The 26439-nt window shown below is 73.7% G+C and carries 23 protein-coding genes; 13 read left to right on the top strand and 10 right to left on the bottom strand.

Annotation, left to right across the window (positions count from 1 at the left end; all coding sequences use genetic code 11):
- Positions 1–12 precede the first annotated feature (12 nt).
- Genes ACFYXV_RS10335 through ACFYXV_RS10315 form a run of 5 tightly spaced genes read left to right on the top strand, consistent with a single transcriptional unit; the run spans position 13 to position 5369 of the window.
- Positions 13–1704, top strand: a complete 1692-nt coding sequence (locus tag ACFYXV_RS10335; protein WP_389382586.1) for an ABC transporter substrate-binding protein — start codon at positions 13–15, stop codon at positions 1702–1704.
- A complete protein-coding gene (locus ACFYXV_RS10330) occupies positions 1701–2660 on the top strand; it encodes an ABC transporter permease (protein WP_385464702.1) in 960 nt (319 codons plus the stop codon). Before ACFYXV_RS10335 ends, ACFYXV_RS10330 begins: the two co-directional genes overlap by 4 nt.
- The gene (locus ACFYXV_RS10325) at positions 2657–3514 is read left to right on the top strand and encodes an ABC transporter permease (protein ID WP_385464704.1); all 858 of its coding nucleotides are present in this window, start codon (positions 2657–2659) and stop codon (positions 3512–3514) included. Before ACFYXV_RS10330 ends, ACFYXV_RS10325 begins: the two co-directional genes overlap by 4 nt.
- Positions 3511–4563: an ABC transporter ATP-binding protein gene (locus ACFYXV_RS10320; protein WP_389382585.1), complete on the top strand. Its 1053-nt coding sequence runs from the start codon at positions 3511–3513 to the stop codon at positions 4561–4563. The genes ACFYXV_RS10325 and ACFYXV_RS10320 overlap by 4 nt, the downstream gene beginning before the upstream one ends.
- Entirely contained in the window at positions 4560–5369 is an 810-nt protein-coding gene (locus tag ACFYXV_RS10315) for an ABC transporter ATP-binding protein (RefSeq protein WP_385464711.1), read from the top strand. Before ACFYXV_RS10320 ends, ACFYXV_RS10315 begins: the two co-directional genes overlap by 4 nt.
- A 13-nt stretch (positions 5370–5382) precedes the next feature.
- Here the strand turns inward: ACFYXV_RS10315 and ACFYXV_RS10310 are convergent, their stop codons facing one another.
- On the bottom strand, positions 5383–6042 hold the full coding sequence (locus ACFYXV_RS10310; protein ID WP_389382584.1) for a TetR/AcrR family transcriptional regulator: 660 nt from the start codon (positions 6040–6042) through the stop codon (positions 5383–5385).
- 175 nt (positions 6043–6217) lie between these two features.
- Here ACFYXV_RS10310 and ACFYXV_RS10305 point away from each other — a divergent pair, with 175 nt between their 5' ends.
- Both ACFYXV_RS10305 and ACFYXV_RS10300 read left to right on the top strand, forming a co-directional pair.
- Positions 6218–7396 carry an agmatine/peptidylarginine deiminase gene (locus ACFYXV_RS10305; protein WP_385464716.1) on the top strand — a complete coding sequence of 393 codons (1179 nt, stop codon included), beginning with the start codon at positions 6218–6220 and terminating at the stop codon, positions 7394–7396.
- A gap of 148 nt (positions 7397–7544) precedes the next feature.
- Positions 7545–8456 (top strand): ADP-ribosylglycohydrolase family protein, encoded by a 912-nt coding sequence (locus tag ACFYXV_RS10300; protein WP_389382582.1) that lies wholly within the window; start codon positions 7545–7547, stop codon positions 8454–8456.
- Positions 8457–8543: 87 nt separating this feature from the next.
- On the opposite strand, the gene ACFYXV_RS10295 is transcribed toward ACFYXV_RS10300, so the two are convergent.
- Both ACFYXV_RS10295 and ACFYXV_RS10290 read right to left on the bottom strand, forming a co-directional pair.
- Entirely contained in the window at positions 8544–9308 is a 765-nt protein-coding gene (locus ACFYXV_RS10295) for a maleylpyruvate isomerase family mycothiol-dependent enzyme (protein WP_389382581.1), read from the bottom strand.
- Between the two features lie 117 nt (positions 9309–9425).
- Positions 9426–10616: an acyl-CoA dehydrogenase family protein gene (locus ACFYXV_RS10290; protein WP_385464726.1), complete on the bottom strand. Its 1191-nt coding sequence runs from the start codon at positions 10614–10616 to the stop codon at positions 9426–9428.
- A gap of 182 nt (positions 10617–10798) precedes the next feature.
- Between ACFYXV_RS10290 and ACFYXV_RS10285 the strand changes: the two genes are divergently transcribed.
- Positions 10799–11584, top strand: coding sequence for a hypothetical protein (locus ACFYXV_RS10285; RefSeq protein ID WP_389382580.1), 786 nt, complete (start codon positions 10799–10801; stop codon positions 11582–11584).
- A 12-nt stretch (positions 11585–11596) separates the two neighbouring features.
- Here ACFYXV_RS10285 and ACFYXV_RS10280 read toward each other — a convergent pair whose 3' ends face one another.
- The gene (locus ACFYXV_RS10280; protein WP_389382579.1) at positions 11597–12433 is read right to left on the bottom strand and encodes a ketose-bisphosphate aldolase; all 837 of its coding nucleotides are present in this window, start codon (positions 12431–12433) and stop codon (positions 11597–11599) included.
- Entirely contained in the window at positions 12430–13332 is a 903-nt protein-coding gene (locus ACFYXV_RS10275; RefSeq protein ID WP_389382578.1) for an SIS domain-containing protein, read from the bottom strand. The genes ACFYXV_RS10280 and ACFYXV_RS10275 overlap by 4 nt, the downstream gene beginning before the upstream one ends.
- A 149-nt stretch (positions 13333–13481) precedes the next feature.
- On the opposite strand from ACFYXV_RS10275, the gene ACFYXV_RS10270 reads away from it, so the two are divergent.
- Positions 13482–14261 carry a DeoR/GlpR family DNA-binding transcription regulator gene (locus ACFYXV_RS10270; protein ID WP_389382577.1) on the top strand — a complete coding sequence of 260 codons (780 nt, stop codon included), beginning with the start codon at positions 13482–13484 and terminating at the stop codon, positions 14259–14261.
- A 68-nt stretch (positions 14262–14329) separates the two neighbouring features.
- Here the strand turns inward: ACFYXV_RS10270 and ACFYXV_RS10265 are convergent, their stop codons facing one another.
- The 3 genes from ACFYXV_RS10265 to tdh all read right to left on the bottom strand — a co-directional run bounded on the left by ACFYXV_RS10265 (position 14330) and on the right by tdh (position 17699).
- Positions 14330–15244: a LysR substrate-binding domain-containing protein gene (locus ACFYXV_RS10265; RefSeq protein ID WP_385470941.1), complete on the bottom strand. Its 915-nt coding sequence runs from the start codon at positions 15242–15244 to the stop codon at positions 14330–14332.
- 83 nt (positions 15245–15327) lie between these two features.
- Positions 15328–16536 carry a glycine C-acetyltransferase gene (locus ACFYXV_RS10260; RefSeq protein WP_383338976.1) on the bottom strand — a complete coding sequence of 403 codons (1209 nt, stop codon included), beginning with the start codon at positions 16534–16536 and terminating at the stop codon, positions 15328–15330.
- Between the two features lie 134 nt (positions 16537–16670).
- On the bottom strand, positions 16671–17699 hold the full coding sequence (tdh, locus tag ACFYXV_RS10255) for an L-threonine 3-dehydrogenase (protein ID WP_385470945.1): 1029 nt from the start codon (positions 17697–17699) through the stop codon (positions 16671–16673).
- Between the two features lie 215 nt (positions 17700–17914).
- Between tdh and ACFYXV_RS10250 the strand changes: the two genes are divergently transcribed.
- Positions 17915–18823, top strand: coding sequence for an alpha/beta hydrolase fold domain-containing protein (locus ACFYXV_RS10250; protein WP_389382576.1), 909 nt, complete (start codon positions 17915–17917; stop codon positions 18821–18823).
- A 47-nt stretch (positions 18824–18870) separates the two neighbouring features.
- On the opposite strand, the gene ACFYXV_RS10245 is transcribed toward ACFYXV_RS10250, so the two are convergent.
- Both ACFYXV_RS10245 and ACFYXV_RS10240 read right to left on the bottom strand, forming a co-directional pair.
- Positions 18871–19782: a class I SAM-dependent methyltransferase gene (locus ACFYXV_RS10245; RefSeq protein ID WP_389382575.1), complete on the bottom strand. Its 912-nt coding sequence runs from the start codon at positions 19780–19782 to the stop codon at positions 18871–18873.
- A gap of 107 nt (positions 19783–19889) precedes the next feature.
- Positions 19890–20822 carry a LysR family transcriptional regulator gene (locus ACFYXV_RS10240; RefSeq protein WP_389382574.1) on the bottom strand — a complete coding sequence of 311 codons (933 nt, stop codon included), beginning with the start codon at positions 20820–20822 and terminating at the stop codon, positions 19890–19892.
- 63 nt (positions 20823–20885) lie between these two features.
- On the opposite strand from ACFYXV_RS10240, the gene ACFYXV_RS10235 reads away from it, so the two are divergent.
- The 3 genes from ACFYXV_RS10235 to ACFYXV_RS10225 all read left to right on the top strand — a co-directional run bounded on the left by ACFYXV_RS10235 (position 20886) and on the right by ACFYXV_RS10225 (position 26408).
- Positions 20886–22502: an MFS transporter gene (locus tag ACFYXV_RS10235; RefSeq protein ID WP_389382573.1), complete on the top strand. Its 1617-nt coding sequence runs from the start codon at positions 20886–20888 to the stop codon at positions 22500–22502.
- Positions 22503–22545: 43 nt separating this feature from the next.
- Positions 22546–24651, top strand: coding sequence for a SpoIIE family protein phosphatase (locus ACFYXV_RS10230; RefSeq protein WP_385471040.1), 2106 nt, complete (start codon positions 22546–22548; stop codon positions 24649–24651).
- 347 nt (positions 24652–24998) lie between these two features.
- On the top strand, positions 24999–26408 hold the full coding sequence (locus ACFYXV_RS10225) for an APC family permease (protein ID WP_385470953.1): 1410 nt from the start codon (positions 24999–25001) through the stop codon (positions 26406–26408).
- The last annotated feature ends 31 nt before the right edge of the window (positions 26409–26439 follow it).

The raw sequence follows: 26439 nt of genomic DNA, 5'->3' as shown, positions 1-26439 counted from the left end.
GAGAGAGCACCGATGCCCAGATCCCTTCCCCGGTCCGCCCCCGGGGCCGCCGCCCGCGCCGCCGCCTCCCGCACCGCCCGCACCGCCCGCACCGCCGCCGCCCTCACCGCCCTCGCCGCCGTCTCGCTGGTCGCCGCCTGCTCCGGCCCGCCGAAGGGCGGACCGGCCTCCGGGAGCACCGCGTTCAAGCTCTCCGCGGGCACCCCGGCCGCCGCCGGCGAGCTGGACTCCTTCACCTGGGCCCTGTACGCCGAGCCGCCCACGCTCGACTACGTCTCGGCCTTCGACTTCCCGCAGAACACCATCGTCTCCAACGTCTGCGAGTCCCTGATGCGGTGGACCCCGCAGCTCACCGTGGCTCCGGGCCTGGCCGAGAAGGCCGCCAACCCCGACCCGAACACCTGGGTCTACGACCTGCGCGCGGACGTGAAGTTCCACGACGGCGGCGTGATGACCGCCGACGACGTGGTCTTCAGCCTCGGCCGGCAGGCCGACCCCGAGGGCGGGTCGGCCTGGAACAGCAACTTCGCCAACGTGGAGTCGATCACCAAGACGGGTCCGCTCCAGGTCACGGTCAAGCTGAAGCAGCCCGATTCGCAGTTCCCCCAGTACATGGCGACCGCCGCCGGAGTCGTCGCCTCCAAGGCCGGCGTCGAGAAGGCGGGCAAGGACTACGGCACCTCGGGCAGCCTGGACTGCACCGGCCCCTTCAAGCTGGGCACCTGGAACAAGGGCCAGTCGATCGAGCTGCAGCGCTTCGACGGCTACTGGGGCACCAGGGCGAAGTCGGCGAAGGCGGTCTTCACGTTCCTGACCGACCCGTCCGCCCGTACCAACGCCATGCTCAACGGCGAGGCCGACGGCGGGTACCTGATCCCGACGGAGAGCTACGACCGGCTGGCCAAGAGCGGAGTGGGCACCCTCTACTTCGGCGAGGGACTCAGCACGGTCAACGTCAACGTCACCAGCATGAAGGGCGCGCTCGGCGACGTGCGCGTGCGCCGGGCGCTGTCGATGGCCCTGGACCGCCGCGGGTTCGTGAAGGCGGGCCTGGCCGGTGCGGGCACCGTCACCAACTCCCTGACCACCAAGGCCGTCTGGGCCGGCGCCCCCGAGGACGTCCGCAAGGCCGCCTTCGACGGACTGCCGTCACCCGAGCAGAACATCGAGCAGGCCAAGGCGCTGATCAAGGAGGCGGGCGCCACCGGCAAGACGGTGACCATCGCCACCAGCGCGATCGGCCAGGACGTATCGCTGCTGGCCACCGCGGTCCAGGCGGCGGGCAGCAGCATCGGGCTCGACGTCCGGCTGAAGACCATCGCCCCCAATGCCTTCACCGCCCTGTTCACCGACCCCCAGGCGCGCGAGGGCCTGGACATGTTCCCCGAGACGTACTACGACTCCATCACCGACCCGATGGACCTGCTGAGCAACTTCCAGACCGGGGCGTTCCAGAACTACGCCGGCTACAGCGACCCGGCGTACGACGAGCTCGTCACCAAGGCCCGGGCGGAGTACGACCCGGCCCGGCGGATGGCGACGGCCGCCCAGCTGCAGAAGAAGGCCGCCGACGAGGTCCTGTGGATCCCCGTGGCCGAATGGCCCACGGCGGTCTTCCTGAACAAGCGGATCACCGGCGCCCCCACCACCATCTCGTACCTCTACCAGCCGTGGGCGGCCGACGTCGGGGCGGCCGCGCGATGAGTTTCCTGAGATTCGCCCTGCGGCGGCTGGCCGAGATGGCTGCCACCCTGTTCGGCGCCTCGTTCGTCATCTTCGGAGCCGTGTACCTGGCGCCCGGCAATCCGGCGAGCTTCCTGCTCGCCGGGCGGTCGGCCTCCCCGGAGGCCCTGCGGGCGATCAACGCCCAGTACCATCTGGACGAGCCGTTCGCGGTCCAGTACCTGCGCTGGCTCGGCCAGGTGGTGCGGGGCGAGTTCGGGCGCTCGATCACGTACCGCACCGATGTCTCCCGGCTGCTGGCGGACCGCCTTCCCAGCACGCTGCTGCTGATCGCGATGGCGCTCGTGCTGGTCCTGGCCGCCGGTCTGCTGCTGGGCTGGATCGGCGCGGTCCGCGGCGGCGGCGCCGATTCCGCGATCCTCGTCACGACGACCTTCGCGATCGGCACCCCGTCGTTCGTGGCCGCGGTCCTGCTCCAGGGCCTGTTCGCGGTGAAACTGCACTGGTTCCCGACCGGTGGCACGGGCGAGGGGCTCGGCCCGATGCTGTGGCACCTGACGCTGCCCGCCGTCGCGCTGGCGCTCTACCTGATCGGGATGCTCGCCCGCGTCACCCGGGCCGCGATGCTCGAAGTCCTCGGCCAGGAGCACGTCACCGTGGCCCGCAGCCGCGGGGTCGCCGAGCACCTGGTGGTCCGGCGGCACGTGTTCCGCAACGCCCTGGGCACCGTGCTCACCACCAGCGGGCTGATCGTCTCCACGCTGCTGGTCACCACCGTCCTGGTCGAGTCCGCCTTCAGCGTGGGCGGCATCGGCCAACTGCTCGAACTGTCCACCACCACCAAGGACTTCCCCACGGTGCAGGCCATCTCCCTCATCATGGTCGCCCTGTTCATGACCGTGAACCTCTTCGTCGACCTCCTCCATCCGCTGGTCGACCCCCGGGTCGCCCTCGGCCCCCGGAAGCGGGCCGCATGAGCGCCGCCGCCCTGCTGCGCCGGCCGGGCCTCGCCCGGATCCGCAGCACCCGCGCCCCCCTGTCCGTGATCTCCCTGGGCTTCGTCGCCCTGGTCGTCCTCGTCGCCCTGCTCGCCCCCTGGATCGCCCCGTACGATCCGAACACCGTCGACCTGGGCAACGCCCTGGCCGGGCCGTCCGCCGAGCACCTCCTCGGGGTCGACGCCTCCGGGCGGGACACGCTGTCCCGGCTGGTGCTGGGCGCCCGTACCTCACTGCTCGGACCGCTCGGGGTGGTCGTCTTCTCCACCCTGGCGGGCGTGGCCATCGGGACGGCCGCCGCCTGGCGGGGCGGCTGGCTGGACTCCGTCCTGTCCCGCAGCACCGAGCTCGTCTTCGCCTTCCCCGGCATGCTGCTGGCGATCCTGATCGTCTCGGTCTACGGGGAGGGGCTGATGGCTCCAGTGATCGCGCTGGCGATCGCGTACCTCCCGTACGTCAGCCGGCTCACCCGCTCCCTGGTCCTCGCCGAGCGCGAGCGCCCGTACGTGGAGGCCTACCGGGTACAGGGGCACTCCGGGCTCCAGATCTGCCTGCGCCACGTCGTCCCAGGGGTCGCCCCCGTCGTCCTCGCCCAGTCCACGATCAACTTCGGCTACGCCCTGATCGACCTGGCCGGCCTCTCCTTCCTCGGCCTGGGCGTACCCGCCCTGACGCCCGACTGGGGCCGCATGGTCTTCGACGGCAAGACCGCCATCCAGTCCGGCTACCCGCTCTCGGCGATCGTGCCGTGCGCGGCCATCATCCTGACCGTGGTCGCCTTCAACGTCGTCGGTGAGCGCCAGGCCGACAAGGTCGCCAGGAGGGACCGTTGAACCTTTCCGATTCCCCGGACACGCCGGCCACCCTCGACATCCGGGGGCTGCGCCTGCGGCTCCCGGACAGTGCCAGGCCCGTCCTCGACGGCGTCGACCTCACCGTCGCCGCGCGCGAGACGGTGGCCCTGGTCGGCGAATCCGGCTCCGGCAAGACCCTCACCTCCCGCAGCGTGCTCGGGCTGCTGCCGGCGGGTGCCGAGGCCGAAGGGTCCGTACGGGTCGTGGGCGACGACGTGCTCGGCATGAGCGCCGGTCAGCTGCGGATCCTGCGTACGAGCACGGCGGCCATGATCTTCCAGGATCCGCGGGCCGCCATCAACCCCATGCGCCGCGTCGGCGACTTCCTCACCGAGAGCCTGCGCCTGAACGCCCGGATGAAGAAGGAGGCGGCGCGGGCGCGGGCGGTGCGGATGCTGGAGGCGGTCGGCCTGTCGGCCGCCGCGCTGCGGAAGTACCCGGGCCAGCTGTCCGGCGGCATGCTGCAACGGGTCATGATCGCGGCGGCGCTGATGGGCGACCCTGCGCTGATCCTCGCCGACGAACCCACCACGGCGCTCGACGTCACGACGCAGGCGGAGGTGGTGGCGCTCCTCGGCGAGCTGCGCGAGAGCTTCGGCACCGGTCTGCTCTTCGTCACCCACGATCTCGGGCTCGCCGCGGCCATCAGCGACCGGGTGTACGTCATGTACGCGGGCCGGATCGCCGAAACGGGCCCCGCCGAGGAGCTCTTCGCGCGGCCGCGCCACCCGTACACGGCCGCGCTGCTCGATTCGACCCCGCGCCTGGACGCGCCGCGGGGCCGGCTCGCCGCGATCGAGGGCAGGCCGCCGAGCCTGCGCGAGGAGGTGGCGGGGTGCCCGTTCGCGGCGCGGTGTCCGTACGCGACCGACCTGTGCCGCCGGGAGGCGCCGGCCCTGCTGCCGCCGGCGGGCGGCGTGCCGGGCCACCTCGCCTCCTGCCACCACACCGACCGGGTTCGCGGCGAGGCACTGGGCGGGCAGGGCCTTCCCGGCCGGTCCCCCGCAGGCAAGGAGAGCCACCGATGAGGAAGACCGTGTTGGAAGCCGTCGGCCTGCGCCGGGCCTACGGGCCCGTCCGGGCGGTGGACGACGTCTCGTTCCGGCTGGCCGAAGGCGGCTCGCTCGGCATCGTCGGGGAATCGGGCTCGGGGAAGACGACCACCGCCCGCATCGTGGTGGGTCTGGAACACGCGGACGGCGGCCGGGTCCTCGTCCACGGCCGGGACCGGGGCGATCACGGGCGGGGAGGCGCACGCGGCAAGGCCGGGCGCCTCGCGCGGGCGCGGCAGGTGCAGATGGTCTTCCAGGACCCGTTCCTCTCCCTGGACCCGCGTACGAGCGTGGGCGGGGCGCTGCGCGAGACGCTGCGGCTGCACTTCCCCGACGCCGATCACGCCCGGCGCATCGCCGAGTTGCTCGACCAGGTGGGCCTGGGTGCCCGGGAGGCGGACGCCCTGCCGCGGCAGTTGTCGGGCGGGCAGCGCCAGCGCGTCGCGATCGCCCGGGCGCTGGCGGTGGAGCCCTCCGTCCTGGTGCTCGACGAGGCGGTGGCCGCGCTGGACGTTTCCGTACAGGCGCAGATCCTGAACCTGCTCGCCGACATCCGCGAACAGACCGGCATCGGCTACCTGTTCATCACCCACGACCTCGGGGTCGTGCGCTGCGTCACCGACGACGTCGTCGTCATGCGGCACGGCCGGATCGTCGAGGCGGGCCCGACCGCGCAGGTCCTGGCCGCGCCGGAACATCCGTACACCCGGCTGCTGCTGGAGTCCGTCCCCCGGCCCGGCTGGGATCCGCAGGGCATCGCGGCGGCGCGCCGGGCCCTGTGAGCGGGGGCGCGGTTCAGGGGCGGCGGCGTACGGCGGCCTCGGCGAGGCCCTCGACGAGGATGCGCACGGTCGCCTCGGGGTCCACTCCGGAGTCCAGGGACTGGAGGGCGGCGAGCCCGTCGGCGGCGGCGGCCAGCGCCGTACCCGGCGGTACGGGGTCGAAGGCCCCGGCGTGCTCGTCCGCCAGCACCTGGAACAGCCGTACGAAGCACTCCCGCCAGCGCCGGTAATCCCCGTCGACCGCGACCCGGACCCGGTCGTCGTTCAACGCGAACCAGTGGAGGGCGGAGTGCAGGCGTGAGAGGTCCGGGCCCTCGGGCTGGGTGAGGAGTGCGATCACGCGCTCGGCGCGCTCGGCGAAGGAGCCGGGCCGGTCGACCGCGGTTTCCATCGGTCCGATCCACTCGGGGCCGATGTCCTCGACCACGGCCACGATCAGGGCGGTGCGGTCCTGGAAGTGGTAGTGGCACATCCCGTGCGAGATCCCGCAGAGCGCGGCGACGTTGCGGGTGCTGAAGCGGGCGAAACCCTCGCCGGCGAGCAGGGTGCGGGCGGCGGCGATCAGCCGCGCGCGCGTCTGCTCGCCCTTCGCGGACGTACGGGCGGTGCGGGTGGTGCGGGACGGTGCGGGCGGCCGCCCGTCCTCGGCTCGTGCTGCCAGTTCTGCTGCCACGGCGTCACTCTAACGAGCGCGTGTCCGCGCCGCCGCAAGAACGATCAAGAAGGCACAACTCGCTTTGAATACAACTGAGTTGATGCGACCAAAATTATTGACCGAGCGCTCGGCCAGTAATACGTTCCGGGCCAATCGGTGGAGCGATCCACCCCTGGCTGATCGGAGAACAGTGATGAACGATCACGTTGCACCCCAGGGCCCGTCCGGCGGAGCACCGCGACGGGCCCTGGACCGGCGGGGCTTCCTGACGGCGGCAGGTCTCGCGGCCGCCGGCGCCGCGCTGGCGGCGGCGGGCGGCGAGGCCTTCGCCGCCACCCGTCCCTCGGCGCGCGCGGCTGCCGCCGGCGGCTTCGCCGTCCCGCTCGACACCGTCCGGCACACCCGCACCTGGATGGCCTGGCCCGACAGCTCGGCCGTCTGGGGAAGGCAACTGGCGGGAGTCCAGGCCAACATCGCGCTCATCGCGAAGACCGTCGCCAAATACGAGCCGGTCGTCATGTGCGCCAACCCGGCGAGCGTCTCGCAGGCGAAGAGCGCCTGCGGATCGGCCGTCACCGTGATCGGATCGATCCCCGTCGACGACTGCTGGATGCGTGACAGCGGGCCGGTGTTCCGTACGAACGGCGCGGGCGGACTCGACACGGTCGGCCTCAACTTCAACGGCTGGGGCAATCAGCAGACCCACGCCAAGGACGCCCTGGTCGCCTCGCGGATCGCGGCCTACGTCGGGGTCCCGTTCACCACCGCCGCCTTCGTGGGCGAGGGCGGCGCGGTGGAGACGGACGGGGCGGGCACCCTCATGGCCACGCGCAGCAGCATCATCAACCCGGACCGCAACCCCAATCTGACGCAGTCACAGATCGAGGCGGCGATGTGCGCCGCCTTCGGTGCCTCCAAGGTGATCTGGTTCAAGGGGGTGCTCGGCCGGGACATCACCGACGACCACGTCGACGCGACCTCCCGCTTCCTGGCTCCCGGCCAGGGGCTGGTCCAGATGCCGCTGGCGAGCGACACCGACGCCTGGTCGAACGACGCGCGCCAGCAGTACCAGATCCTGTCCACCTCCACCACGGCCCCCGGGGGCCCGATCGCGGTCACCAAGCTCCAGGGCCCCGACTACGGCCGGATCCGTTCCACGAACCCCGACTTCGTGGCCGCGTACGCCAACTACTACGTGTGCAACGGGGCGGTCATCGCGCCCCAGTTCGGCGACTCCCGCGCCGACGCGGGCGCCAAGTCCACCCTCCAGCGCCTCTTCCCGGGCCGCACGGTCGAACAGCTCAACATCGACAGCCTCGGCGCGGGCGGCGGCGGCATCCACTGCGTCACCCAGCAACAGCCCGTCCCGTAACCGCCCCCACCGCACGGCGGACGCGTGTGCCCCGGTGAAGACCTCCCTCGCCGGGGCGCACCTCGGACGGCTTTCGGATGATCCGGGCGCCGAGGCCACCGGCGAAACCGCGGTGCGGGCGGCGGGCCGGCCCGGTGATACTGGCCCGATGGACAACCCGCCCTCCGCCGCGCTGGACTCGCTCCACGGACTCGCCTTCGGTGACGCCTTCGGCGACCGCTGGTTCGGAATCCTGCGCCGCGAGGGCCCCGGGGCCCTGGACGCGCGGATCCCGCCTCCCGAGCCGCTCTGGCCGTGGAGCGACGACACCGCTCAGGCGCTCGTCCTCGTACGGGAACTCGCCGAGGGCGGCGGGGCCGTCGACCAGGACCGCCTCGCCCTGCGCCTCGCCGCGGCCTACGCCGCCGACACGCACCGAGGCTACGGAGCCTCGATGCACGACGTCCTGCGCCGCATCGGCGCCGGAGAGCCCTGGCGGGAGGTGGTCGCCGGACAGTTCGGCGGCCAGGGCTCCTGGGGCAACGGCGCGGCCATGCGCGTCGCCCCGCTCGGCGCCTGGCTCGCCGAGGACCTCGACGCGGTGGCCGAGCGGGCGGCCGCGCAGAGCCGGGTCTCGCACCACCACCCGGAGGCCGTCACCGCGGCCGTCGCGGTCGCCGTGGCCGCGGCCCTGGCCACCCGCGGCCGCGGCGGACCCGCCCCGTCGCGGCCCGACTTCCTCCTGGCCGTCGCCGATCGGCTCCCCGAGAGCGACGTACGGTCCGGGGTGCGCATCGCGGCCCGCATGCCGGAGCACACCTCGGTCCGGCACGCCGCGGAGGTACTGGGCTCCGGGTACCGGATGTCCGGGCCCGACACCGTTCCGTACGCCCTGTGGTGCGCGGCGGGGCACCTCGACGACCTGCACGAGGGCCTGTGGTCCACCGTCGCCGGCCGCGGCGACATCGACACCACCTGCGCCGTGGCGGGCGGGGTCATCGCCGCCCGCACCGGCACCGCCGCGCTCCCGCCCGCCTGGCACGCGGCCCTCGAACCGCTGCCCCCGGTCCTCCCCGCGTAGCGAGGATGCACTTGGGTACAGCGCAGGTCACAAGGGGTGCCGCCACACTTGGGCATCCCTCAAGTGTGATCCGTCTGCCGGTCGGCCTCAGCCCCAGTCCTGCAGCTGCCGGAGCAGGTCGGCGTCGCCCTCGATCCGCAGCGAGCCGGCCGGGATGCGCATGTACATGAGCAGGGCCATCTCGCTCGCCGTGCCGTAGACGGCGGCGGTGGGCTTGCTCTCGGCGGCCTCTGCCGCGGTGAGGCGGGTGAAGCGGGATCCGGCGGCGTCCACCGTCTGGCGCCAGGAGCCGGCCTCGGCTGCGTGGTAGTCCATGGTGGCGGCCTCGCCCGGCCACGGGACCGTGCCGGTGCAGACGGTGGCGAGGAACTCCTCGATGGCGTCGGCCGCCTCGGTCGTCGGCAGCTCCTGCGGGGTACCGGAGGCCAGCTGGGCGTCGTAGGTGTGGATCAGCGATTCCGGGACGCGGCGGCGGGCCACGGCGGCCACCGTGTGCGGCGAGGCCAGCGGCTCCCACCAGGCCCAGCAGCCCCGGTCCGGGCCGGCCTCGCGCAGAGCAGTGAGCAGCTGCTCCGTCGAGTCGGCCAGCCAGGTTATGAGCTCCTCGCGCTCCCTGGGCGCCGCCAGCCCGTCCTTGCTCGGCCGCTCGTCGCCCGGCGCGGTGTTCAGCGCGATGTGGGCCCAGAAGCGGTCCCCCTCACTGAGGTGGTTCGCCAGGTCGTACAGCGTCCAGCCCGGGCAGGACGGGACGTCGGCGTCGAGGCTGGGGGCCGCGGCGACGGCGGCGCGGAACGCGGCGGAACGCTCGTCAATCATCCGCAGCAGGGTGGGGAAGTAGAGATGATCAGTCACGCGGACCTTGTACCACCCCGACCGGGACCCCCGCACCCGATTAAGACCCACCGGCAGATTGACCACTTGAGGCGTCGGGTGCTGATGCAGCCGTCGCCGGCCTGGTCACAGGGGAGCTCAGCGGCGGACCCGGGGCATGCCCAGGCCGATCCAGGAGATGATCTCGCGCTGGATCTCGTTGTTGCCTCCGCCGAAGGTGAAGATGACGGCGCTGCGGTAGCCGCGTTCGAGTTCGCCGTGCAGGACCGCGCCCGCCGAGCCGTCCTTGAGGGAGCCGGCCGCTCCGACGATCTCCATCAGCCAGGCGTACGCGTCGCGGCGGGCCTCGGAGCCGTAGACCTTGACGGCGGAGGCGTCCTGCGGGGTGAGGGTGCCGTCCTGCACCGCGTTGACCATCTGCCAGTTGAGCAGCTTCATCGCGTCGAGGCGGGCGTGGGTGCGGGCCAGCCGGCCGCGGACCCAGGTGAGGTCGATGACCCGGCGGCCGTCGGCCAGCTTGGTCTCCGCGGCCCAGCGCTGGACGTCGTGCAGGGCCCGGATGGCCATGGTGCCGTGCGCGGCGAGGGTGACGCGCTCGTGGTTGAGCTGGTTGGTGATCAGGCGCCAGCCCTTGTTCTCCTGCCCGACGCGGCGGCTCGCCGGGACGCGGATGTCCTCGTAGTAGCTGGCGGTGGTGTCGTGCGAGGCGAGGGTGTTGATCAGGGTGCAGGAGTAGCCGGGGTCGGCGGTCGGTACGAGGAGCATGGTGATGCCCTTGTGCGCGGGGGCGTCCGGGTCGGTGCGCACGGCCAGCCAGACCCAGTCGGCGGTGTCCCCGTTCGTGGTCCAGATCTTCTGGCCGTTGACCACGTACGTGCCGGTCTCCTCGTCGCCCTCGCGGACGGCCTTGCACTTGAGGGCGGCGAGGTCGGTGCCGGCGTCCGGCTCGCTGTAGCCGATGGCGAAGTCGATCTCGCCCGAGAGGATGCGCGGGAGGAAGTACGCCTTCTGCTCGTCCGTGCCGAACTGCATGATGGTCGGCCCGACGGTGTTGAGCGCCATCAGCGGCAGCGGTACGACGGCCTGCGCGGCCTCGTCGAAGAAGATGAACTGGTCCATGGGCGACATCCCGCGGCCGCCGTACTCCTTCGGCCAGCCGACCCCGAGCCAGCCGTCCGAGCCCAGCTTGCGGATGGTCTCCCGGTAGAAGCGCTTCTGTGCGGCGGGGTCCTCGTAGCGGGCGTAGACGTCCTCCGGCACCAGCTCGGCGAAGTAGGCGCGCAGCTCGGTGCGCAACTGCTGCTGCTCAGGCGTGTATTCGAGGTGCACGGCCCCTCCGGGTGTCTCGCGGGTCCAGCCGGTCGCTGTGGTGGCGGCGCACAGAGTAGAACGTGTTACAAGAAGGGGGAAGGACCCGCGGGCCTCCGTTTGCGCCGATCGGCGGCGCGGCGGCGGCCCGTGACCCACAATGGGCTCTCGACGTGGGCGAGTTCGGGGATCCGGGGGGATACGTGGACGCAACGGCCTGGGAGCGGGAGTTCGGCGGGCGGGACCGGATGCCGGGGCGTCGGGAGCAACTCCCCGCACCACGCGACCGGATGCCCGGGCACCGCCTGCCCGCCGGGCGGGACGAGGACCCCGGGGGCGTGACGCAGATCCACGAGCCGGGCGCGCTGCCCGTCGACCCCGAGTTCCCCCTGCGCGACGCGGCGTGGGAGATGCTGCCGCAGGAGGTACGCGCCAAGACGCTCGGGAAGGCGGGCCGGACCCTCGTGTGGTGGGCCCGGCTCTACGCCGACCGCACCCCGTTCGCGCTGGTGCTGGGAGAACGGGGGCTGTGCCGCGTCGAGCCGGTGTACCGGGACGGCAGGGCGGCGGAGCACCGGGGCGAACGGGCCCGGGTGGAGCCCGGATCACTGGTCAGCCGTTCCTTCGACGGCCTGCCGCCGAAGGCGGGCGGCGCCGGTACGGCCGCCTCCGGCCGGCCCGGCGCACCCGTGGAGCGGCTGGTCCTGGACCCGCCGGACGCACAGGGGGTGCTCGGCCACTTCCCCCTCGACGTACAGGACTTCCTCCAGCGCCCCTTCCTGGCCGACCGGCGGACCGTCACGGCCGAGTGGTACTACGAGGAGACCGTCGAGCCCGCGCGCACCGGCCTGTTCGTCCTCCTGTGCCTGTCCACCGACCGCCACGTCACCGCGGTCGAGGCGCGCCGCACCCTGGAGCGCGGCGCGACACCGGACCGGGCCCGCTGGCACGCCCTCACGTGCCACCGGGCCCGGCTCAGCCCCCGCTGACCCCTCCCGCCGTCAGTTCAGCGCGGTGATCATCGCCGCGGCCGTCGCCGCCATCGCCGTGCGGGCCGCCGTCAGGTAGGGGCGGGGGTCGGCCGGGGTCAGGTGGGTACGGATCGCCTCCGTCATGGCCACGTTCAGCGCCGTGCCGATGTTGACCTTCCGGATGCCGCCCGCCACCGCCGCCGCGAGCTCCGCGTCCGGCAGCCCCGAGGAGCCGTGCAGCACCAGCGGCACGTCCACGGTCTTGGCCAGCCTCGCCAGCAGCGCGTGGTCCAGCTCGGCGGTGCGACTGGTCATCGCGTGGCTGCTGCCGACCGCCACGGCCAGGGCGTCGACCCCCGAGTCGGCCACGAACCGCCGGGCCTCGTCCGGATCCGTACGGGCCCCGGGGGCATGCGGGTCCAGCGGTGCGGCCCCGTTCTTCCCGCCCACCTCGCCGAGCTCCGCCTCGATCCACAGCCCGTTGGCGTGCGCCCAGTCGGCCGCCGAGCGGGTGGCCTCCAGGTTCTCCGCGTACGGGAGCTGCGCGGCGTCGTACATCACCGAGCCGAACCCGGCGTCCACCGCCTGCCGGAGCAGGTCGGGGCTCTTGACGTGGTCCAGGTGCAGGCCGACCGGGATCCCGGCGGCCTGCGCGCACGCGGCGGCGGCGCGCGAGATGGGCAGCAGCTGCCCGCCGCGGAACTTCACGGCGTTCTCGCTGAGCTGGAGGATGACGGGCAGGCCCACCCGCTCCGCCCCGGCCACGACGGCCTCGGCGTGCTCCAGCGTGATGATGTTGAACGCGGCGACGGCGCGGCCCGCTGCGGCCGCTTCCAGCACGAGCGTTCCCGCGGAGACCAGGCTCATCGGACCGCCTCCTCGCCGGCGGTCAGGATCACCGAGCGGGTCAGGTTCCGCGGCTGGTCCGGATCGAGGTCCTGGTGGGCCGCCACCGCGACGGCCAGCCGTTGGACCCGTACGAGCTCGGCGAGCGGGTCGAGCCGCCCGCCCACCCACTGGCCTCCGGTGGCCCGCACCTGCTCCGCGAGCCCCGCGGGCGCCTCGCCCAGCGACCAGGTGAGGGTGCCGGGCCCGGTGACGCTGATGGGCCCGTGCCGGTACTCCATCGCCGGATACGACTCGGACCAGGACAGGGAGGCCTCGCGCATCTTCAGGGCGGCCTCGTGCGCGAGGCCCACGCTCCACCCCCGGCCCAGGAAGGTGAACTGGTTCCGGCTCGCCGACTGTTCGGGCAGCGGCTCGGTGAGCGCGGTCCGGGCGTCGGCGACGACGGAGGGGGTGTGCAGGCCGAAGTGGGCGCGCAGCAGGGTCAGGGCGGTGGTCGCGAAGCGCGTCTGCACGACGGACTGCTCGTCGGCGAAGTCGAGTACGACGAGCTCGTCGGCGAGGGTCATCACCGGGGTCGCCGGGTCCCCGATGACGGCCGTCGTGCGCACCCCCGTGTCGCGCAGCCCGGACAGCAGGTCGAGCACCTCGGTGGTGGTGCCGGAGCGGGTGAGCGCGACGACCCGGTCGTAGCGGCGGTGCAGGGGGAATTCGGAGGCGGGGAAGGCGTCGGTCTCGCCCTGGCCCATCTCCTCGCGCAGGGCGGCGGCCGCCTGGGCCATGTAGTACGAGGTCCCGCACCCGACGATCGCGGTACGCTCCCCCGGCTGCGGCAGGAACGCCTTGTGGGCCGGGGCCAGTTCGGCGGCCCGTTCCCAGCACTCGGGCTGCGTGCCCAACTCGTACGCGACGTGGCTCATGCCGGCTCCCTGGCGTGGTGGGTGCAGTTTCCTGCAAGGTAGCGGCCCCTTTCACGCAACTTCAAGCACCCGGAGGGGTTGATCTCCTGGGTTACTGTCGACGCGTAGGCCGTTGGAGCACACCCGAGGGGGTCGATGACGTGGGGTCCATGACCCGCAAGGAGCGCTGGCAGACGCTGCTGGATCTGCTGGTGGAGCGGGGCGAGCTGGAGGTGGAGCCGACGGCGGAGGCCCTCGGCGTGTCCGCCGCGACCGTCCGCCGCGACCTCGACCAGCTGGCCGAGCAGCAGCTGCTGGTCCGCACGCGCGGCGGAGCGGTGGTGCACGGCGTCAGCTACGAACTCCCCCTGCGCTACCGCACCTCGCGGCGCGCCGCCGAGAAGCACCGGATCAGCGAGGCGGTGGCGCAGCTGATCGCCCCGGGCGAGGTGATCGGCCTGACGGGCGGCACGACGACCACGGAGGTGGCCCGGGCGCTGGCCGGCCGCCCGGACCTGGCGGCGGGCTCCCCGGCGCTGACGGTGGTGACCAACGCGCTCAACATCGCGGGCGAGCTCGTCATCAGACCGCAGTTCAAGATCGTCCTGACGGGTGGGGTCGCCCGCCCCCAGTCGTACGAACTGACGGGCCCGCTGGCGCAGCAGGTGCTGGGCCAGCTGACGATGGACACGGCGGTCGTCGGCGTGGACGCCTTCGACCCGGCGGACGGCGCGGCGACCCGCCACGAGGACGAGGCGGCGATGAACCGCCTGCTGTGCGAACGGGCCCGCAGGGTGGTGATCGCGGCCGACTCCAGCAAACTCGCGGTCCGCGCCTTCGCCCGCATCTGCCCGACGCGGTCGGTGGACGTCCTGGTCACGGACACGGCCCTGCCGGACCCGGTCGCGGCCGAGTTCGAGGCGGCGGGGGTCGACGTACGGAGGGTCTGACGGCCGGCCCGGTGCACCCCCGCCCTGCCCGGCCGCACCGGGCCGGGCCCCGGCCGCGGACGCGGCCCTCAGTGCGCCGGAAGGCGTCCCGCCTCCCGCGACAGGGCCGCCAGGATCGGTGCGATCAGGGGGTGGGACTCAGCCCCGCGGCGGGTGGCAGCGAAGACCCTCCGCGTGGGGGTCGCGCCCGATACCGGCCGGACCTGGACCTCCTTGAGGTCCATGCCGCGCAGCGCCGACCGCGGGACGAGGGCCACCCCCGCCCCGGCGCCCACGAGGGCCGTCACGGCGCGGAAATCGTCCGAGGAGTGCACGAACCGGGGCTGGAAGCCCGCCAGTTCGCAGGCGAGCAGGGTCACGTCATGGCACGGGTTCCCGGGGTACTGCCCCACCCAGTCAGCGTCGGAGAGGTCCGCGAGCGGGACCTCGGGCAGGTCCGCGAGGGGGTGTCCGGAGGGGAGCACCGCGTCGAAGGGCTCCGCGTACAGCGGGAGCACCGACAGGCGGCCGTCGTCGGCGCCCGGGGCGCCGCGGTATTCGACGGCCAGCGCGAGGTCGGCCTCGCCGTCGAGCAGCAGCGGCAGGCTCTGGTCGCCTTCGGCGTCCCGTACGCGCAGGCGGATGCCCGGGTGTTCGCGGGCCAGCCGGGCGATCGCGGGGGCGAGGACCTCGGCGATGCCGGTCGCGAAGGCGGCCACCGTCACCTCGCCCGCCGAGCCTCCCGCGTAGGCCGCGAGCTCGGCCTCGGCGCGCTCCAGCTGGGCGAGGACCTCGTGGGCGTGGACGAGCAGGATCTCGCCGGCCGCCGTCAGGCGTACGCCGCGGCCGCTGCGGGTCAGCAGGGCGTGCCCGGTCTCCTGTTCCAGCGCCGCGAGCTGCTGGGAGACGGCGGAGGGGGTGAGGTACAGGGCTGCGGCCGCGGCGGTCACCGTACGGTGGTCCGCCACGGCCCGCAGGATGCGCAGCCGGCGGGGGTCGATCACCCCACCATTCTCGCAGGTGGAGCGAGTGGCCCCGGCCGCCCGGGGCCACCGGGCGGCACGGGCCCGCCGGGCCGGAGCGGCCCTCAGGCCCGGGTCGCCGCCAGGGCCTCGCGGGCGTCGGCGAAGGCGGCCACCGCGCGCTCCACGTCCGCCGTCGAGTGGGCCGCCGAGAGCTGGACCCGGATGCGGGCCGCGCCCATGGGGACCACCGGGTAGGAGAAGCCGATCACGTAGACGCCGCGCTCCAGCAGCAGCTCCGCCATCTTCGCCGCCTCCGCCGCGTCACCGATCATCACCGGGGCGATGGCGTGGTCGCCGGGGAGGATCTCGAAGCCGGCCTCGGTCATCTTCGTGCGGAAGAGCGCGGTGTTGGCGGCGAGCCGCTCGCGCAGGTCGCCCGCCGACTCCAGCAGGTCCAGGACCTTGAGGGAGGCGGCGGCGATGACCGGGGCGAGGGAGTTCGAGAAGAGGTACGGGCGCGAGCGCTGGCGCAGCAGCTCGACGATCTCGGCGCGGGCCGCGACGTAGCCGCCGGAGGCGCCGCCGAGGGCCTTGCCGAGGGTTCCGGTGATGATGTCGACGCGGTCCATGACCCCGTGCAGCTCCGGGGTGCCGCGGCCGCCGGGGCCGACGAAGCCCACCGCGTGCGAGTCGTCGACCATGACCATGGCGTCGTGGCGCTCGGCCAGGTCGCAGATCTCGGCGAGCGGGGCGACGTAGCCGTCCATGGAGAAGACGCCGTCGGTGACGATCAGCTTGCGCCGCGCGCCGCCCTCGGTGGCCTCCTTCAGGCGGGCTTCGAGCTCGGCCATGTCGCGGTTGGCGTACCGGAAGCGGCGGGCCTTGGAAAGGCGGATGCCGTCGATGATCGACGCGTGGTTGAGGGCGTCGGAGATCACCGCGTCCTCGGCGCCGAGCAGGGTCTCGAAGACGCCGCCGTTGGCGTCGAAGCAGGAGGAGTAGAGGATCGTGTCCTCCTGGCCGAGGAACGAGGACAGGCGCGCCTCCAGCTCCTTGTGCACCTCCTGCGTACCGCAGATGAAGCGGACCGAGGCCATGCCGTAGCCCCAGCGGTCGAGCGCGTCCTTGGCCGCGGCGACGACCTCGGGGTGGTCGGCCAGGCCCAGGTAGTTGTTGGCGCAGAAGTTGAGGACCTCACCGGGGGCGCCGCCGGCGGTGACCGCCACGGCCGCGTTCTGCGGGGTGCCGATGACGCGCTCGGGCTTGTGCAGGCCCGCGGCGCGGATCTCGTCGAGGGTGGTGCGGAGGTCTTCGCGTACGGACTCGAACATGGGCTTCGGCTTCTCCTTGTGCGGCGGAGTCGTGCGGCGGACGAAGGGGGCCGGGCCCCGCGGAGGGGGGAGGGTGGGCGGGGCCCGGCCGGAGGGAGATGGTTCGGTGGGAGGCAGGCGCAGGGCGGAAGCCCCTACGCCGTCCAGTCCAGGATGATCTTGCCGCTGCGGGCGGTGGCCGCCTCGTCGAACGCGGCCTCGAAGTCACGGTGCGAGTAGCGGCCGGTGATGACCGGGCTGAGGTCGAGCCCGCCCTCCAGCAGCACCGTCATCGCGTACCAGGTCTCGAACATCTCGCGGCCGTAAATGCCCTTGATCGTGATCATCGAGGTGACGACCTTCGCCCAGTCCACCGGGAACTCCTGCGCCGGCAGGCCCAGCATGGCGATCCGCCCGCCGTGCGTCATGTTGTCGATCATGTCGCGCATGGCCTCGGCGCGGCCGGACATCTCCAGGCCGATGTCGAAGCCCTCGCGCAGACCCAGCCGCGCCTGCGCGTCGGCGATCGTCGCCTTCGAGACGTCGAGCGCGAGCGTGGCGCCGGCCTTGCGGGCGATCTCCAGGCGTTCGGGGCTGACGTCGGTGATGACCACGTTGCGCGCGCCGGCGTGCTTGGCCACGGCCGCCGCCATGATGCCGATCGGGCCCGCGCCGGTGATCAGTACGTCCTCGCCGACCAGCGGGAACGACAGCGCCGTGTGCACGGCGTTGCCGAACGGGTCGAATATGGCCGCGACGTCCAGGTCCACGGCGGTCCGGTGCACCCACACGTTCTGCGCGGGCAGGACCACGTACTCGGCGAACGCGCCGTCGCGCCCGACCCCGAGGCCGACCGTGCTGCGGCACAGGTGGCGGCGGCCGGCCAGGCAGTTGCGGCACCTGCCGCACACCAGGTGGCCCTCGCCGCTGACCAGCGCGCCGAGCTCGATGTCCCGTACGTCAGCGCCGACCGCGGCGACTTCGCCCACGAACTCGTGGCCGAGCACCAGAGGGGTCTTGACGGCGCCCTGCGCCCAGCCGTCCCAGGAGCGGATGTGCAGGTCGGTGCCGCAGATGCCGGTGCGCAGCACCTTGATCAGCACGTCGCCGGGGCCGTACTCGGGCTCGGGGACGTCCATGAGCCACAGCCCGGGCTCGGCCTTGTGCTTGACGAGTGCCTTCATGGAAGTGGCTCCAGGCATGCGGAGGGGACGTTGCAACCACGGATGCGGGTGCGACGTATCGACAGGCACCAATCTGCCGAGCGCGGAGGTGATCAGTCCATCGAGGATTTCTTAAGCGGGTCGACAGCCCAGCTTCACGCCTATGCTCCTCACGTGAAGGGCTGTGGCCTGGGCAGGGGCCCGCGGCCGGGGCAGGGAATGGGGAGGTGAGGGGCGTGCCGAGTCTGCGCAGCAGAGCGTTGTCGGTCGCGCTGATCGCGGCGGGGCGGCGAAGACGGTTCGCGACGGCGGAGGCGGTGCGCGCACGGGTGGCGGAGACGGCCCGCCGGCCGGCCTCGCACCTGCCGCCGCGTTCGCTGGGCCGCGTCGCCGACGTCTCGCGCACCTTCGTCGGTGCCTGGCCGGTGTACGACGCCTCGCCGCGCGGGATCGAGCCCGCGACCCAGGTGCTGTACGTGCACGGCGGCGGGTACATCAACGAGTTGGTCCGGCCGCACTGGTCGATGATCCGGACCCTGGTCACGGAGGCGCGGGCCCGCGTCGTCGTACCGGCGTACATCCTGGCCCCGCGCGGAACCGCCGACCGGACGGTCCCGGTGGCCGCGGACCTGCTCAGCGGGCTGATCGCGAGCGGCGGAGCGGGCGGCACGGTGCTCATCGGGGACGCCGCGGGCGCGGGGCTGGCGCTGGCCGCCGCCCAGCGCCTGCGCGACCGTACCGGGGCCCAGCCCTCGCGGATCGTACTGATATCGCCCTGGCTGGACCTGACGATGAGCCACCCCGACCAGGCGGCGATCGAGGCGGCCGACCCGCTCCAGGCCCGGTCGGGGCTGTTGGAGGCGGGCCGGCTGTACGCGGGCACCCTGGCCACCGACGACCCGCGGGTGAGCCCCCTGCACGGCTCGTTCGCGGCACTGGCGCCGATGACGGTGTTCACCGGCACCCGGGACGTGCTGACCACCGACAGCCGGGAGCTGCTGCGCCGGGCCCGGGCGGACGGGGTCGAGGTGGAGTTCCACGAGGAGCCGGGGCTGCCGCACGGGTACCCGCTGCTGCCGGTGCCCGAGGGGCGGGCTGCCCGGGACCGGATCGTCGAGCTGATCAGGTCCGCCGCCGAGGAGTGACGCCGGGCCGCAGCGCCGGGGTGGGGGTCGTCATACCGTGCGGGCCGTCACGCCGTGCAGGTCATCAGTGAGCTGATCGGCCAGGCACGGTACGCGGTCCAGTACGCGTCGTCGCGCGCGCCCTCGGCGGGCGGGGTCCGGTTCGGCTGCCAGCCGACCGTGGAGAAGCCCGCCTCGACGGCGGCTTCGGCGAAGTCGGCGTGCGCCCACTCGCGGAATTCGAAGTCGGCCGGGGGCTTGGTCAGGAACTGCGCCTTCAGCAGCGGCGCGTCGCCTTCCAGGACGCGGTCGACGATCCGGACCCCGTACGGCGACCAGTCGACGTGCGGGTACGCGCCGGCGTTCGGCACGATGGCCAGCAGCCGGCCGCCCTCGCGCAGGTTGGCGCGGATGGACCGGAACATGGCGTGCAGGGAGGACCGGTCCGCGGCTTGGTTGAACAGGTACACGGCGGTGGCCAGGTCGAAGGGGCCCATCTGCGGCAGTTTGGCCGCGTCGGCGACGACGTACTCGACGGCGGGGGCCGCCCCGGTGTCCTCGCCGGCTCCCGAAGCCGCGCCCGCGGCACCCGCCGCACCATCCGCACCCGGCCCGCCCGCCACCTCCGCCGCATCCGCCGCGCCGGCCGCATCCGCCGCGCCGGCCGCGCCCACCGGACGTACGGCGCCCACCGCGCCCTCCAGCGCGCCGACGCCGCCCCCGCCGATCACCCCGTGCGCGCGGGCCAGCCGGATCATCTCCTCCGAGATGTCCACGCCGACGGCGCGGCGGGCCCCGCCGCGCGCCAGCAGGCGCGTGTTGTAGCCGTATCCGCAGGCCAGGTCGATGGTGTCGAGCCCGCGCACCCCGCCGAGCGCGTCGAGCGCCCCGAGCAGGGTGTGGGTGTCGGCCGCGGCGAAGGCCGCCGTGGTCTTCGCCTCCACGAAGCGCTCGCCGATGGTGTCGTACTGGAAACGCATGCTCTGCCTTCCGTGGCGGGGTGGGACGCGTGCGTATCGTGCCCCGCGGCGCCCCCGACCAGGGCAGGGTGCGGCGGCCGGTCCCCCGGACGGGGGAGGCGTTCGGGTCAGTGCGTACGGCGTACGGGGTGCCCGGCGACCGCGGGGAGCAGTTCGCGGGCGCGGCCCCGCAGCCAGGCGTGCGCCGGGTCGGCGTCGTGGCGCGGGTGCCAGGCGAGGCCGAAGGGGAGCGTCGGCAGTTCGAGCGGCACCTCGAAGGCCTCCAGCCCCAGCTCGGCGGCGAGCGGCACGGCCTGAGAGGCGATCAGGCCGACGAGGTCGCTCTCGCGCAGGATGAACAGGGAGGCGGGGTAGGAGCCGACGGTGCCCACCACCCGCCGGGTCAGACCCTGTTCGGCGAGGGCGGCGTCCACGGGCCCCTCCAGCCGGCCGCGCCGGGAGACGATGAGGTGCTCGGCGGCCGCGAACCGGCGTGCGGTCATCCGGCCCCGCAGCAGCGGGTGGCCGGCCCGGGCGACGCCCACCATGTGCTCGTCGAAGAGGCGCTCGACGCGGACCTCGGGGGACCCGCTGTCCACGACGCCGAGTTCGAGGTCGGCGACGCCCTCGCGCAGCGCCGGGGTGTCCACGTGGCTCTCCGACAGGAACCGCAGCCGTACGCCGGGCGCTTCCCGGGCCACCCGGGAGAAGAGCGTGGCCCCGAAGGTGGCGGCGAAGGCGTCGTGGGCCAGCACGGTGAAGGTGCGGGTGAGGGTGGGCAGATCGACCTGTCCGCCGCTCAGGAACAGGGCCCGGGCCCGCTCCACGACGGCGCGGACCTCGCCGTGCACGGCGAGGGCGTGCGGGGTCGGGACCATGGTCCGTCCGGCGCGCACGAGCACGGGGTCGCCGAGGGCCTTGCGGATCCGGCCGAGGGTGCGGCTCATGGCGGGCTCGGAGAGGTGCAGCCGGGCCGCCGCGCGGGACACGCTCGACTCCTCCAGCAGGACGTCGAGGGCCACGAGGAGATTGAGGTCCAGCCCGGATTGCGTCACACGCATTCATCCCTTGCATAACTTGCACTGGAAAGCAGGTCACCCCAACTCTACGGTGGGTCACGGGGGATGGCGCCGACCGCGCTTCCCTCCCCGACACCCCTTCACCGCCACCGACTCCGAGGAGGAGCCGTGCTCCGCCATGCCCGCACGCGGGATGCCATCCGGCCCGCCACCGACCCCGCCCCCCGGTCCGCCAAGGACCGCGCCACCGGCCCGGCCGGCGAACCCGCCAAGGGCCCGGCCGCCGAACCCGCGGCCCCCGCGCCCGCCGCCCTCTCCCGGACGGCGCTGCTCGTCCTGTGCGCCTGCGTGCTCGTCGCGCAGGCCATGGTCGCCGCCATCAACCTGCTGCTCCCGCAGCTCGCCGCCTCCACCCTGCACCCGACCGCCGGCCAGCTGGTCTGGGCGGTCGACGCCTACGTCATCGTCTTCGCCGCGCTGCTGATCCCGGCCGGGGCCCTCGGCGACCGGTACGGCCGCAAGGGCGCCCTGCTGGCCGGGCTCGGCCTGTTCGCCGCGGGCGGTGCGGTCAGCGCGCTCGCCGCGGCCCCCGCGGTCCTCATCGCCGGGCGCGGGCTGTGCGGGGCCGGAGCGGCCCTGATCATGCCCGCCACCATGTCCGTACTGATCCACCTGACCCCGCCCGAGCGCCGCGGCCAGGCCCTGGCCACATGGACGCTGTCCGCCGGCCTCGGCGGGCTGGCGGGCAACGTCGGGGGCGGTCTGGTCGGCGAGTTCCTGACCTGGCGGGCCCTGTTCTGGGCCGTCGTACCCCTCGGCGCGCTGCTCGCGCTCGCCGTCGCCCGTACGGTCCCCCGCACCCCGGCCCGGTCCGACGCCTCCGTCGATCCCCTGGGCGCGCTGCTGCTCGCCGGGGCGCTGCTCGCGGTCGTGTACGGGATCATCGAGGGGCCCTCGTACGGCTGGACCTCGGCGGCGGTGCTGACCGCCTTCGCGGCCGGCGCCGTGCTGCTCGCGGCTTTCACCGGGCACGCCCTGCGCGCGGCCCATCCGCTGCTGGACCCACGGATCTTCGCCTCGCGCAAGCTGCGGGCCGGTTCGCTCGGCATCGGCGCCGCCTTCTTCGGGCTCTTCTCCCTCTTCTTCGTCAACGCCCAGTACCTCCAGTACGCGAAGGGCTTCTCCCCCGCGATCGCCGGTCTGGCGATCGTCCCGCTGACCGTCGGCATGGCGCTCGTGCCGAAGCTGGGCGCCCGGCTGGCGGACCGGACGGGCCCGCGGCTGCCGGTGGGCGCCGGGCTGGGGCTGATCGGCGCCGGGCTGCTGCTGGTCTCCACCGTGGACGCGGGCACCCCGTACGCCCTCTACGCCTGCTACCTGCTGGTGCTGTCGGTCGGTACGGGCCTGTGCGCGCCCTCGCTGACCCTGACCGTGGTCGCCGAGCTGCCCGCGCACCAGGCCGGACTGGGCTCCGGGCTGAACACCGCGGCCCGGGAGATCGGCGCCGCGCTGGGAGTGGCGGTGGTCGGCACGGTGCTGGCCTCCCGGTTCCACGGCGACCCGCGGGACGCGGCGCAGATCGGCGCCTTCACGGACGCGATGGGCGTCGCGCTGCGCACGGTGGCCTCGGTGCTGCTGCTGGCGGCGCTCGCGGTGGTGGCCGGCTACCGGAAGGGCGCCGGAGCCCGGGATGCAGCGTCCGGCGTGGGCAGTGCATGCTGACTGTGTGACGGCGAGACCGGACAGCGGCCCCGCCACCGACGCCATGGCCCGGGTGCTCGCGCGGACCTGCGTCGATGCGGTGCAGGCCGTCGGCGGGTTTGCGGGCGGAATCTACCTGCGCTCTGGAGCCGAGGGCCCGCTGCTGCTTGCCGTGGTCTCGGGACTGCCCGGGCGGCTGTTCCGTCCCTGGTGGCGGATGCAGGTGAACCGTCCGTACCCGGTCGCCGAGGCCTTCCGCTGCGGACAGTCGGTGCACCTGCCGGACGCGGAGGTGGCCATGCGGCGCTTCCCGCAGCTGATGGCCGGGCTGCCGTTTCCGTTCGGTTCGTTCTACGAGCCGGTCATGGCCGGGGCGCAGCGGTTCGGGGTGCTGTTCGTGCTGCGTCCCGCCACTCCCGGGGCCTCGGTCGACGCCGCCGACCGGGAGCGGCTGCGGGACGCCGCGGACGGGCTGGCCGGGGCGCTCGCCGCGCTGACCGGGGCCGCGGAGCCGGTGACCTGGACGGGCGATCCGGTGTGCGTACCGCCGCCGGACACCGCGCAGGGCGCCCGCGAGGCCGTGGAGCGCCTCACCCTCGCCCTCCTCTCCGTGGACCGCGAGGGCAGGATCCGCTACGTCAACCGCGCCGCCGCCGCGCTGCTGGGCCTGGACGCGCCGGAGCTGCGCGGGCGGATGCTGTGGCAGGCCGTGCCCTGGCTCGGGCAGCCGGCGTACGAGGACAGCTTCCGCGCGGCGTTCATGTCCCGGGAGCCGGTGCGCTTCCCGGCCCGCCTCGGCAGGCAGCCGGACGCGGGCTGGGTGGCGGTGGAGCTGTACCCGGGCCCGGACGGGGTGACGGTGACGATCGGCGCCGCCGAGCCGCCCGGCTACGCGCCGGGGACGGTGGAGCGGCCGGAGGCCGGGCCGGGCTCGCCGGCCGACCGGGCCTCGGCCCTGTACCGGCCGGTGTCCCTGGCGATCGCGCTGACGGAGGCGGTCACGGCCCGGCAGGTGTCCGCGGTGGTCACGCAGGAGCTGCTTCCCGCCTTCGGCGGCCGCCAGCTGGCGATCTACCTGCTCAACGAGCGGCACCTGCACCTGGCGTGGGAGACGGGTTTCCCGCAGGGCTTCCTCGACCGGTTCGACGGGGTCGCGCTCGACGTGCGGCTGCCCGGCGTGGAGACGCTGACCACCGGCCGGCCGATGTTCTTCGAGTCGATGGAGCACCTGGCCAAGGCCTATCCGGGGATCCCGCTGGACGCCCACGTCGGGGCCCGCGCCTTCCTGCCGCTGATCGCCTCGGGGCGGCCGGTGGGCTCCTGCATCCTCGGCTTCGACGCACCGCGCGGGTTCAGCCCGGAGGAGCGCACGGTGCTGACCGCGCTGGCCGGGCTGATCGCCCAGGCGCTGGAGCGGGCGCAGCGCTACGACACCGAGGCGGCGCTCGCCCGCGGACTGCAGGCGGCGCTCCTTCCGCACCGGCTGCCGGTGCGCGACAAGGTGGAGACGGTGGGCCGGTACCTGCCGGGCACCCAGGGCATGGACGTGGGCGGCGACTGGTACGACGTGATCGAGACGGCCGACGGCCTGCTCGCCCTGGTGATCGGGGACGTCCAGGGCCACGGGGTGGCGGCCGCCGCGACGATGGGCCAGCTGCGCAGCGCGGTACGGGCCTTCACGCTCGGCGGCGGTGCGCCGGAACAGGTGGTGGCGGGCACCAACCGGCTGCTGATCGGCCTGGACCCCGGTCAGTTCGCCAGCTGCTGCTACGTGCTGCTCGACCCGGTGTCGGGCCGGGCGCGGGCCGTCCGGGCCGGGCATCCGCAGCCCCTGCTGCGGCACGCGGACGGGCGGGCCGAGGTGCTGGACCTGCCGGGCGGGGTGGTGCTCGGCATCGACCCCGGCGCCACGTATCCGGTGACGGAACTGCGGCTGGCACCGGGCTCGGTGCTCGCCCTCTACACGGACGGGCTGGTCGAGCAGCCCGGGGAGGACATCGACCTCGGCGTGGAGCGGCTGCGGGCGGCGCTGGCGGCGGCCCGGCCCTCTCCGCTGACCGAGACGGCCGACCGGCTGATCGGCGGGGCCGGGGGCAGCGCGGACCGGCCGGACGACATCGCCCTGCTGCTGGCCTCGCGTTCCGACGGCCGGACCGCCGCGAAGGGCTGAGGCCCGACCGCCGCGAACGCCTGAGGCCCTGCCCGGGGTGCCCACTGCGTGGGCAGCCGGTGTCGCCGCGGGCACATGTCGGCAAAGCGGAAGAAAATTTGCCCGCGCTCCGCTGCGGTTCCCGCACCCGCATTCCGCACAGCGTTTACGCGGTCTTAACGCTGCCGGGGCCCGCCGCCGCGCCGGCCGACGATGGAATCCGCAGGAGAGCTGCTCTTGACCTGCGAATCCCGCAGGGATTCGATATCGGCCCGGGAGCCCCGAACCACCTTGCTCACCACCGCCTCGGAGGCGATACCGCTCCCGCACCCCAGTTCACCGCACCAGCCGATCGGAACCCCGCACCGATGTCTGAAACGATCAGCGCCCCTCAGGCCCTCGCCCCTGCCACCGGGCCCGTCCCCCAGAAGCTCAAGCGTTCCATCGGCGTCGTCGGCGGCACACTGCTGACGCTCTCGTGCGTGACGCCCGCTTCGACCCTGTTCGTCGTCGTGCCCGACCTGTTCTCCAGCCTCGGGACGTGGACCGCCCTCACGATCGCCATCGGCTCGCTGCTCTGCATCGGCGTCGCGTTCTGCTACTCGGAGCTCGGCACCCTCATCCCCAGCGCCGGCGGCGAGTACGCGATGGTGTCGACCCTGTCGGGCCGGCTGGCCGGCTGGCTGGTGTTCGTCCTGTCCCTGCTGGTCGTGATGATCGTGCCGCCGGTGATCGCCATGGGCACCGCCGACTACCTCGCGCCGATCGTGCACATACCGGCCCCGGTCGCGGGCGGCGGCGTGATGCTGCTGGCCACCCTCGCCGGCCTCCTCGACCTGCGGGCCAACGCCTGGATCACCGGCATCTTCCTGGTGCTTGAGGTCGTCGCGGCCGCGCTGGTGGCCGTCCTGGGCTTCGCGCACAGCGAGCGCGGCGCCGACGCGCTGGTGCACGGCACGGTCGCCGCCGAGGGCGGCGGCACCTCCACCGTGACCGCGATGATGGTGGTCTCCGGCCTCGCCATCGCCCTGTTCATCACCCAGGGCTTCTCGACCGCCGTCTACCTGTCGGAGGAGCTGGAGAACCCGCGGCGCAACGTCGCCCGTACGGTGCTCGCCACCCTCGCCATCTCCACGGCCGTCATCCTGATCCCGGTCATCGCCATCACCGTCGGCGCCCCCGACCTCTCCGCGCTGACCGAGGGCGACCTCGGCGGGATGGTCACCGCCTGGTCCAACTCGGCCGTCGGCACCTTCGTCAGCCTCTGCGTCGCCCTCGCCATCATCAACGCGGGCATCGTCATGGTGATCCAGAACTCGCGCGTGCTGTTCGCCTCCGCCCGCGACAAGGCCTGGCCCGAGCCGGTCAACCACGCGCTGTCCAAGCTGGGGCGCTTCGGCTCCCCCTGGGTGGCCACCCTCCTCGTCGGCGTCCCGGGCGCGGCCCTGTGCTTCGTCAACCTCGACACCCTGTACGGGGTCACCGGCGTCTCGGTGACCGGCATGTACCTGCTGGTCGCGGTGGCCGCGCTGTTCGCCCGGCGCGGGGCGCACCGCGAGGTGGCCGCCTGGCGGATGCCGCTGTGGCCGGCCGTGCCGATCGCGCTGATCGCCGTACTCGCGTACATCCTGACGCAGCAGGAGACGCAGTACCTGGTGTGGACCGGCGGGATCGTGGCCGTGGCCACGCTGTACTGGGCGCTGTACCTGCGGCCGCGCCAGGACTCCCGCTGGCTGGTCAGCGTCCCCGAGGACGACGAGCCCGCAGCAGCCGTCTGATCCGCTCCCGCGCGCGACGGGCGGGGCCGTA

Origin of the sequence: Streptomyces sp. NPDC002181 (genome assembly GCF_042890485.1) — a bacterium.
Taxonomy (GTDB): Bacteria; Actinomycetota; Actinomycetes; order Streptomycetales; family Streptomycetaceae; genus Streptomyces.
Note: the sequence above shows the minus strand (reverse complement) of the source record. Positions and strands in the feature narration are given on the sequence as shown.

Bases quoted from the DNA above. Each gene is read 5' to 3' on its own strand.
- ACFYXV_RS10305 (WP_385464716.1), top strand. From the start codon at position 6,218: ATGAACGATCACGTTGCACCCCAGGGCCCGTCCGGCGGAGCACCGCGA.
- ACFYXV_RS10325 (WP_385464704.1), top strand. From the start codon at position 2,657: ATGAGCGCCGCCGCCCTGCTGCGCCGGCCGGGCCTCGCCCGGATCCGC.
- ACFYXV_RS10230 (WP_385471040.1), top strand. From the start codon at position 22,546: ATGGCCCGGGTGCTCGCGCGGACCTGCGTCGATGCGGTGCAGGCCGTC.
- ACFYXV_RS10235 (WP_389382573.1), top strand. From the start codon at position 20,886: ATGGCGCCGACCGCGCTTCCCTCCCCGACACCCCTTCACCGCCACCGA.
- ACFYXV_RS10270 (WP_389382577.1), top strand. From the start codon at position 13,482: ATGACCCGCAAGGAGCGCTGGCAGACGCTGCTGGATCTGCTGGTGGAG.
- tdh (WP_385470945.1), bottom strand. From the start codon at position 17,699: ATGAAGGCACTCGTCAAGCACAAGGCCGAGCCCGGGCTGTGGCTCATG.
- ACFYXV_RS10245 (WP_389382575.1), bottom strand. From the start codon at position 19,782: ATGCGTTTCCAGTACGACACCATCGGCGAGCGCTTCGTGGAGGCGAAG.
- ACFYXV_RS10330 (WP_385464702.1), top strand. From the start codon at position 1,701: ATGAGTTTCCTGAGATTCGCCCTGCGGCGGCTGGCCGAGATGGCTGCC.
- ACFYXV_RS10280 (WP_389382579.1), bottom strand. From the start codon at position 12,433: ATGAGCCTGGTCTCCGCGGGAACGCTCGTGCTGGAAGCGGCCGCAGCG.
- ACFYXV_RS10315 (WP_385464711.1), top strand. From the start codon at position 4,560: ATGAGGAAGACCGTGTTGGAAGCCGTCGGCCTGCGCCGGGCCTACGGG.
- ACFYXV_RS10225 (WP_385470953.1), top strand. From the start codon at position 24,999: ATGTCTGAAACGATCAGCGCCCCTCAGGCCCTCGCCCCTGCCACCGGG.
- ACFYXV_RS10335 (WP_389382586.1), top strand. From the start codon at position 13: ATGCCCAGATCCCTTCCCCGGTCCGCCCCCGGGGCCGCCGCCCGCGCC.
- ACFYXV_RS10275 (WP_389382578.1), bottom strand. From the start codon at position 13,332: ATGAGCCACGTCGCGTACGAGTTGGGCACGCAGCCCGAGTGCTGGGAA.
- ACFYXV_RS10260 (WP_383338976.1), bottom strand. From the start codon at position 16,536: ATGTTCGAGTCCGTACGCGAAGACCTCCGCACCACCCTCGACGAGATC.
- ACFYXV_RS10300 (WP_389382582.1), top strand. From the start codon at position 7,545: ATGGACAACCCGCCCTCCGCCGCGCTGGACTCGCTCCACGGACTCGCC.
- ACFYXV_RS10240 (WP_389382574.1), bottom strand. From the start codon at position 20,822: ATGCGTGTGACGCAATCCGGGCTGGACCTCAATCTCCTCGTGGCCCTC.